At 65.6% G+C, this 9,037-nt stretch carries 3 protein-coding genes; all 3 read left to right on the forward strand.

Annotation, left to right across the window (positions count from 1 at the left end; all coding sequences use genetic code 11):
- Nucleotides 1–1,122 (forward strand): hypothetical protein (locus B1964_RS04365; protein ID WP_253193882.1); only part of this gene is annotated, 1,122 nt, incomplete at its 5' end.
- A gap of 464 nt (nucleotides 1,123–1,586) precedes the next feature.
- A complete protein-coding gene (locus B1964_RS04370) occupies nucleotides 1,587–5,084 on the forward strand; it encodes a DNA-directed RNA polymerase subunit beta (protein WP_079928988.1) in 3,498 nt (1,165 codons plus the stop codon).
- Nucleotides 5,085–5,163: 79 nt separating this feature from the next.
- The coding region (locus B1964_RS04375) for a DNA-directed RNA polymerase subunit beta' (RefSeq protein ID WP_079928987.1) at nucleotides 5,164–9,037 on the forward strand (3,874 nt) is incomplete at its 3' end.

Here is a 9,037-nt window from a genome sequence, read left to right on the forward strand (position 1 = left end):
CAGCCCCCCCGCCCCGACCGGTGCACCGACAGGGGGCAACTGATGGCGCGCACACCAGGGCAGCGCAAGCCCGGCTACCGCCCGAAGGTCGCCGGGTCCCGGCGCCCGGCCGATCAGGTCGTGGACGAGACGGTTACCGATCAGGTTGCGGACGGGACGGCGACCGACGTGTCGGCCACCGACGTGACGGCGACCTCCGCAGAGGAGAAGCCTGCAGAGGAGAAGCCTGCCGACAAGTCTGCCGCGGAGGAGCACGTCGGGGAGGAGCCGGTCGCAGACGAGTCGGTCGCAGACGAGCCGGTAGTCGACGAGCCGGTCACCGATGAGCCCGAGGCAGCCGAGTCCGAGGCAGCGCCGATCTCGCTGACGAAGAAGAACGCAGACGCCAAAGACCCCGAAGCCGGGGCCCCGGACGACCCCGCCGTCGAGCCCGAACGTCCGACCGGCAAGACGCGACCGGTGTCGCGGGTGTCGACCATCAAACCGCAGCCCGACGCCGCGCGCCGCGCGCAGACGCAGGCAAACGCGCAGCGCGGCAACGGGTTCGGCCGACGCGGAGCGGGTCGCGACAGGTCGGCCGAAAAGGAACTGGCCGCCGCTCGTCGGGCCGAGCGGGGATGGTTCTCCGGTCGGGCCATCGCGATCATCGCCGGTGTGGCCGCTCTGTTAGCGATCGTCGCCGTCGTCCTCGCGCTGCATCCGGGTGCGAACGTCGGCGACAACAAGGCCTTCATCGATCAGGCCGCCACCACCGACCTGACCTCGCAGGCGCAGTCGAAGTTCTGTCAGGTCCAGGGCGCGCGCAGCAAGGACTTCGACAACTGGGCCGCCTCGGCTCGGACAGCCCTCACCGGCGACGCCCTCAAACAGTTCAACCAGGGCCTGCCGACCATCAAGGAGCAGTTCGGGCAGCAGGACGTCACCAACGACTGCAAGGTCGACGCCGTCGGCGTCACCAAGCTGTCCGGCGACTCCGACGGCGCCACCGCCGACGTGATCCTGAACTTCGTCGCCTCGGGGACCGCCAACGGCGCCCCGACACAGAGTGTCATCGGTCGCTACCAGCTCGGTCTGGTCAAGCACGGCGATCAGTGGCTCATCCAGAGCTACACCGACATCTGACACCTGGCGAAATGGTGTCGACTTCGGGTTTGTGTGCCCTACAGGACACACAAACCCGAAGTCGACACCACTGCGGTGCGGTCTGGCCGGCATCCGGCGTACCCGGAATCGCTCCCCAGCAGGTTCAACACACTATTTCTTCCACAAATCTGCGCGTAGCGCTTGACGTGACGGCGTCGGCGGGCCAATCTGTCACCAGCGAATATCGCGGGTGGCAGCCACACAGCGCGGATTCGGTTCACGGCGTCGCTGCCTGCAGTGTGATCACTGCTTGACACGGTGCCTTCTTTTCCTGTTATAGTTGGACGTTGCGCTGGCTGCCTCCTGTCCATCTAACGATTCTCCTTCCGGCCACCTTGTGTGAGCTGCGGTGATCGCCGATCCAGGTTTGTCACCAGCGAACGGCCCATCAGCCACGCCATACAACGCACGGCAGTGAACACATCGTGTTGGAAGGACGCACCTTGGCAGTCGACCGCCAGTCCACCTCAACCACCATCCCTGGCGCACCACACCGCGCCTCGTTCGCGAAGATCAGCGAACCCTTGGAGGTACCGGGCCTCCTCGACCTCCAACTCGACTCCTTCGAATGGCTCGTCGGTTCTCCCGAATGGCGCGCGAAAGCGATCTCGCGCGGCGACGAGAGCCCTACCGGAGGCCTCGAGGACATCTTGCACGAGCTCTCGCCCATCGAGGACTTCTCGGGTTCGATGTCGCTGTCCTTCTCCGACCCGCACTTCGACGAGGTCAAGGCCTCCGTCGAGGAGTGTAAGGACAAGGACATGACGTACGCGGCCCCGCTGTTCGTCACCGCGGAGTTCATCAACAACAACACCGGTGAGATCAAGTCGCAGACCGTGTTCATGGGCGACTTCCCGATCATGACCGACAAGGGCAGCTTCATCATCAACGGCACCGAGCGTGTCGTGGTGAGCCAGCTCGTGCGCAGCCCCGGTGTCTATTTCGACGCCACCATCGACAAGACCACCGAGAAGACCCTGCATACCGTCAAGGTCATCCCGAGTCGTGGCGCATGGCTCGAGTTCGACGTCGACAAGCGTGACACCGTCGGTGTGCGTATCGACCGCAAGCGCCGCCAGCCGGTCACCGTGCTGCTCAAGGCGCTCGGTTGGACCACCGAGGAGATCAGCGAGCGTTTCGGGTTCTCCGAGATCATGATGTCCACCCTGGAGAAGGACAACGCCGCCAACCAGGACGAGGCACTGCTCGAGGTCTACCGCAAGCTGCGTCCGGGCGAGCCGCCGACCAAGGAGTCCGCGGAGAACCTCCTGGAGAACCTGTTCTTCAAGGAGAAGCGCTACGACCTCGCGCGCGTCGGCCGGTACAAGGTCAACAAGAAGCTCGGTCTCACCGACAACCCGATGACCGGCGAGGCGGTGCTGACCCGCGAGGACATCGCCGCGACCGTCGAGTACCTGGTGCGTCTGCACGACGCCGACCCGCACACCGTGTCGTTCGCCAAGGTTGCCGGTCCCGAGGGCCTCGACGTGCCGATCGAGGTCGACGACATCGACCACTTCGGCAACCGTCGTCTGCGCACCGTGGGCGAGCTGATCCAGAACCAGATCCGCGTGGGTCTCTCGCGTATGGAGCGTGTCGTGCGTGAGCGCATGACCACCCAGGACGTCGAGGCGATCACCCCGCAGACCCTGATCAACATCCGTCCTGTCGTGGCGGCGATCAAGGAGTTCTTCGGCACCAGCCAGCTCTCGCAGTTCATGGACCAGAACAACCCGCTGTCGGGGCTGACCCACAAGCGTCGCCTGTCGGCGCTGGGCCCGGGTGGTCTGAGCCGTGAGCGCGCCGGCCTCGAGGTGCGCGACGTGCACCCGAGCCACTACGGCCGCATGTGCCCGATCGAGACCCCGGAAGGCCCGAACATCGGCCTGATCGGCTCGCTGTCGGTGTACGCGCGGGTCAACCCGTTCGGCTTCATCGAGACCCCGTACCGCAAGGTCGTCGACGGCGTCGTCACCGACACCATCGAGTACATGACCGCCGACGAGGAGGATCGTTACCTCATCGGTCAGGCCAACACCAGCTATGACCTGAACGGCAACATCACCGACGAGCGCGTCCTGGTCCGCAAGAAGGGCTCCGAGGTGGAGTTCGTCGATGCGGCGCAGGTCGAGTACCTCGACGTCTCGCCGCGCCAGATGGTGTCGGTCGCGACCGCGATGATCCCGTTCCTCGAGCATGACGACGCCAACCGCGCCCTGATGGGTGCGAACATGCAGCGTCAGGCCGTGCCGCTGGTGCGCAACGAGTCGCCGCTGGTCGGTACCGGCATGGAGTTGCGTGCCGCCGTCGACGCCGGTGACGTCATCGTCTCGTCCAAGACCGGCGTGGTCGAGGAGGTCTCGGCCGACTACATCACCGTGATGGCCGACGACGGCACCCGCGACACCTACCGGATGCGCAAGTTCGCACGCTCCAACCATGGCACCTGCGCCAACCAGCGTCCGATCGTGGACGAGGGGCAGCGCGTGGAGTCCGGTCAGGTCCTCGCCGACGGGCCCTGCACCGAAAACGGTGAGATGGCCCTGGGCAAGAACCTGCTCGTGGCGATTATGCCGTGGGAGGGCCACAACTACGAGGACGCGATCATCCTGAGCCAGCGGCTCGTGGAGGAGGACGTGCTCACCTCGATCCACATCGAGGAGCACGAGATCGATGCCCGCGACACCAAGCTCGGTGCCGAGGAGATCACCCGCGACATCCCGAACGTCTCCGACGAGGTGCTCGCCGATCTCGACGAGCGCGGCATCGTGCGCATCGGTGCGGAAGTCCGCGACGGCGACATCCTGGTCGGCAAGGTCACCCCGAAGGGCGAGACCGAGCTGACCCCGGAGGAGCGTCTGCTGCGTGCCATCTTCGGTGAGAAGGCCCGTGAGGTGCGCGACACCTCGCTCAAGGTCCCGCACGGTGAGACCGGCAAGGTCATCGGTGTGCGCGTGTTCAGCCGTGACGACGACGACGATCTGCCGCCCGGCGTCAACGAGCTGGTCCGCGTTTACGTGGCGCAGAAGCGCAAGATCCAGGACGGCGACAAGCTCGCCGGCCGCCACGGCAACAAGGGCGTCATCGGCAAGATCCTGCCCGCCGAGGACATGCCGTTCCTGCCGGACGGCACCCCGGTCGACATCATCCTCAACACCCACGGTGTGCCGCGTCGTATGAACATCGGCCAGATCCTGGAGACCCACCTCGGGTGGATCGCCAAGGCCGGCTGGAACGTCGACGTGGCCGGCGGGGTCCCGGAGTGGGCGTCGAAGCTGCCCGAGGACATGTACTCGGCGGCTCCCGACACCAACACCGCGACCCCGGTGTTCGACGGTGCCCGCGAGGAGGAGCTGACCGGACTGCTGTCCTCGACGCTGCCCAACCGCGACGGTGAGGTCATGGTCAACGGCGACGGCAAGGCCACGCTGTTCGACGGTCGTTCCGGTGAGCCGTTCCCGTACCCGGTGTCGGTCGGCTACATGTACATCATCAAGCTGCACCACCTCGTCGACGACAAGATCCACGCACGCTCGACCGGTCCGTACTCGATGATCACCCAGCAGCCGCTCGGCGGTAAGGCCCAGTTCGGTGGCCAGCGCTTCGGTGAGATGGAGTGCTGGGCGATGCAGGCCTACGGCGCCGCCTACACCCTGCAGGAGCTGCTGACGATCAAGTCCGACGACGTGGTCGGCCGCGTGAAGGTGTACGAGGCGATCGTCAAGGGCGAGAACATCCCCGAGCCCGGTATCCCCGAGTCGTTCAAGGTGCTCCTCAAGGAGCTCCAGTCGTTGTGCCTCAACGTCGAGGTGCTCTCGAGTGACGGTGCCGCGATCGAGATGGCCGACTCCGACGACGAGGATCTCGAGCGCGCCGCCGCCAACCTGGGAATCAACCTGTCGCGCAATGAGTCCGCGACGGTCGACGACCTGGCGAACTGATCAAACGCCCGCCGGGGCCACGGCCCCGGCGGGTACCCCCATTAGTCGAATCAAAGAGCTTGCTCAGGGAAGGCATAGAGTGCTCGACGTCAACTACTTCGACGAACTGAAGATCGGTCTCGCCACGGCCGATGACATCCACAACTGGTCCTACGGCGAGGTCAAGAAGCCGGAGACCATCAACTACCGCACGCTCAAGCCCGAGAAGGACGGCCTGTTCTGCGAGAAGATCTTCGGACCGACTCGCGACTGGGAGTGCTACTGCGGCAAGTACAAGCGTGTGCGCTTCAAGGGCATCATCTGCGAGCGTTGCGGGGTCGAGGTCACCAAGGCCAAGGTCCGCCGCGAGCGCATGGGCCACATCGAGCTGGCCGCCCCGGTCACCCACATCTGGTACTTCAAGGGTGTGCCGAGCAGGTTGGGCTACCTGCTCGACCTGGCGCCGAAGGATCTCGAGAAGATCATCTACTTCGCCGCCTACGTGATCACCTCCGTCGACGACGAACTGCGCCACAACGAGCTCTCCACGCTCGAGGCGGAGATCGAGGTCGAGAAGAAGGCCGTCGCCGACCAGCGTGACGTCGACCTCAACGAGCGTCAGCAGAAGCTCGAGGCCGATCTCGCCGAGCTCGAGGCCGAGGGTGCCAAGGCTGACGTCCGCCGCAAGGTCAAGGACGGGGCCGAGCGCGAGATGCGTCGCATGCGTGACGCCGCGCAGCGTGAGCTCGACGGTCTCGACGAGCTGTGGGACAAGTTCGTCAAGCTCTCCCCCGGCGATCTGATCATCGACGAGAAGCTCTACCACCAGCTCCAGGACCGCTACGGCGAATACTTCGCCGGATCGATGGGCGCCGAGGCGATCAAGAAGCTCCTCGAGACCTTCGACATCGATGCCGAGGCCGAGTCGCTGCGCGAGACGATCCGCAGCGGCAAGGGTCAGAAGAAGCTGCGTGCGCTCAAGCGCCTCAAGGTGGTTGCGGCGTTCCAGCAGTCGGGCAACTCGCCGCTGGGCATGGTGCTCGACGCCGTTCCGGTGATCCCGCCGGAGCTGCGTCCGATGGTGCAGCTCGACGGTGGCCGCTTCGCGACCTCCGACCTCAACGACCTGTACCGCCGTGTCATCAACCGCAACAACCGCCTCAAGCGACTGATCGACCTCGGTGCCCCCGAGATCATCGTCAACAACGAGAAGCGGATGCTGCAGGAGTCGGTGGACGCCCTGTTCGACAACGGCCGTCGCGGACGTCCGGTCACCGGACCGGGTAACCGCCCGCTGAAGTCGCTCTCGGATCTGCTCAAGGGCAAGCAGGGCCGGTTCCGTCAGAACCTGCTCGGCAAGCGCGTCGACTACTCCGGCCGTTCGGTCATCGTTGTCGGCCCGCAGCTCAAGCTGCACCAGTGCGGCCTGCCCAAGCTGATGGCGCTCGAGCTGTTCAAGCCGTTCGTGATGAAGCGTCTGGTCGACCTGAACCAGGCCCAGAACATCAAGAGCGCCAAGCGCATGGTCGAGCGTCAGCGGCCGGCCGTGTGGGACGTCCTCGAAGAGGTCATCGCCGAGCACCCGGTGCTGCTGAACCGTGCGCCGACGCTGCACCGTCTCGGTATCCAGGCCTTCGAGCCGCAGCTGGTGGAGGGCAAGGCCATTCAGCTGCACCCGCTGGTCTGTGAGGCCTTCAACGCCGACTTCGACGGTGACCAGATGGCCGTGCACCTGCCGCTGAGCGCGGAGGCGCAGGCCGAGGCCCGCATCCTGATGCTGTCCTCGAACAACATCCTGTCGCCGGCTTCCGGTCGCCCGTTGGCGATGCCGCGTCTGGACATGGTGACCGGCCTGTTCTACCTGACCACCCTCAAGGAGGGTGCGGCAGGCGAGTACCAGGCCGCGACCGCCGATCATCCCGAGGAGGGCGTGTACTCCAGCCCGGCCGAGGCCATCATGGCCGTCGACCGTGGGGTGCTGACCGTGCAGTCGCGCATCAAGGTGCGACTGACCGATCAGCGTCCGCCGCTGGAGATCGAGGCGCAGGAGTTCGCCGACGGCTGGCGGTTCGGGCAGCCGTGGACCATCACGACCACGCTGGGTCGGGTGCTGTTCAACGAGCTGCTGCCGATCGAGTACCCGTTCGTCGACGAGCAGATGCCGAAGAAGCGTCAGGCCGCGATCATCAACGATCTCGCCGAGCGCTACCCGATGATCGTCGTCGCGCAGACCGTCGACAAGCTCAAGGATGTCGGCTTCTACTGGGCGACCCGTTCGGGCGTGACCGTGTCGATGGCCGACGTGCTCGTGCCGCCGCAGAAGGCCGAGATCCTTGAGCGTTACGAGGAGCGTGCCGATGGTCTGGAGCGCAAGTTCCAGCGCGGTGCCCTGACCCCGGACGAGCGGCGCGATGCGCTGGTCGAGATCTGGAAGCAGGCCACCGAAGAGGTCGGTAAGGCCATGGAGGACTACTACCCCGAAGACAACCCGATCACGATGATCCCGAAGTCGGGTGCGACGGGAAACATGACCCAGGTCCGCAACCTGTCGGGCATGAAGGGTCTGGTGACAAACCCCAAGGGTGAGTTCATCCCGCGTCCGATCAAGTCCTCCTTCCGAGAGGGCCTGACCGTGGCGGAGTACTTCATCAACACCCACGGTGCCCGAAAGGGTCTGGCCGACACCGCACTTCGTACCGCCGACTCGGGTTACCTGACCCGCCGTCTGGTCGACGTCAGCCAGGATGTCATCGTCCGCGAGACCGACTGTGCCACCGAGCGCGGCATCGTCGTCCCGCTGGGCGAGAAGCAGCCCGACGGTTCGATCATCCGTGACGCGCACGTCGAGACCAGTGCGTACGCACGCACGCTGGCCGCCGACGCCCTCGACGCCGATGGCAATGTCGTCGTCGAGCGTGGTCACGACCTCGGTGATCCGGCAATCGAGGCCCTGCTCGCAGCGGGTATCACGCAGGTCAAGGTTCGTTCGGTGTTGACCTGTGCGACCGGCACCGGCGTGTGTGCGATGTGCTACGGACGGTCGATGGCCACCGGCAAGCTCGTCGACATCGGTGAGGCCGTCGGCATCATCGCGGCCCAGTCGATCGGTGAGCCCGGTACCCAGCTGACCATGCGTACCTTCCACCAGGGTGGCGTCGGTGACGACATCACCGGTGGTCTTCCGCGTGTGCAGGAGCTCTTCGAGGCGCGCGTGCCCAAGGGCGTCGCACCGATCGCGGAGGTCTCCGGCCGGGTGCGTCTCGAGGACGACGACCGCTTCTACAAGATCACGATCGTCCCCGACGACGGATCGGAAGAGGTTGTCTACGACAAGATCTCGAAGCGTCAGCGTCTGCGTGTGTTCAAGCACGACGACGGCTCCGAGCGTCTGCTCGCCGACGGCGACCACGTCGAGGTCGGTCAGCAGCTCATGGAGGGTTCGGCGAACCCGCACGAGGTGCTGCGTGTGATGGGGCCCCGTCAGGTGCAGGGGCACCTGGTCAACGAGGTCCAGGAGGTCTACCGCAGCCAGGGTGTGTCGATCCACGACAAGCACATCGAGACCATCGTGCGTCAGATGCTGCGTCGCGTGACGATCATCGACTCGGGGTCGACGGAGTTCCTGCCCGGTTCACTCACCGAGCGTGCCGAGTTCGAGGCCGCCAACCGTCGCGTCGTCTCCGAGGGTGGCGAGCCCGCGGCCGGTCGTCCGGTGCTGATGGGTATCACCAAGGCGTCGTTGGCCACCGACTCGTGGCTGAGTGCGGCGTCGTTCCAGGAGACCACCCGTGTGCTCACCGATGCGGCCATCAACAGTCGCAGCGACAAGCTCATCGGTCTCAAGGAGAACGTGATCATCGGTAAGCTGATCCCGGCCGGTACCGGCATCAACCGGTACCGCAACATCCAGGTGCAGCCGACCGAGGAGGCGCGCGCCGCGGCCTACGCGATGCCCGCCTACGACGACACCTACT

The organism is Gordonia sp. i37 (assembly GCF_002043085.1).
Lineage (GTDB): Bacteria > Actinomycetota > Actinomycetes > Mycobacteriales > Mycobacteriaceae > Gordonia > Gordonia polyisoprenivorans.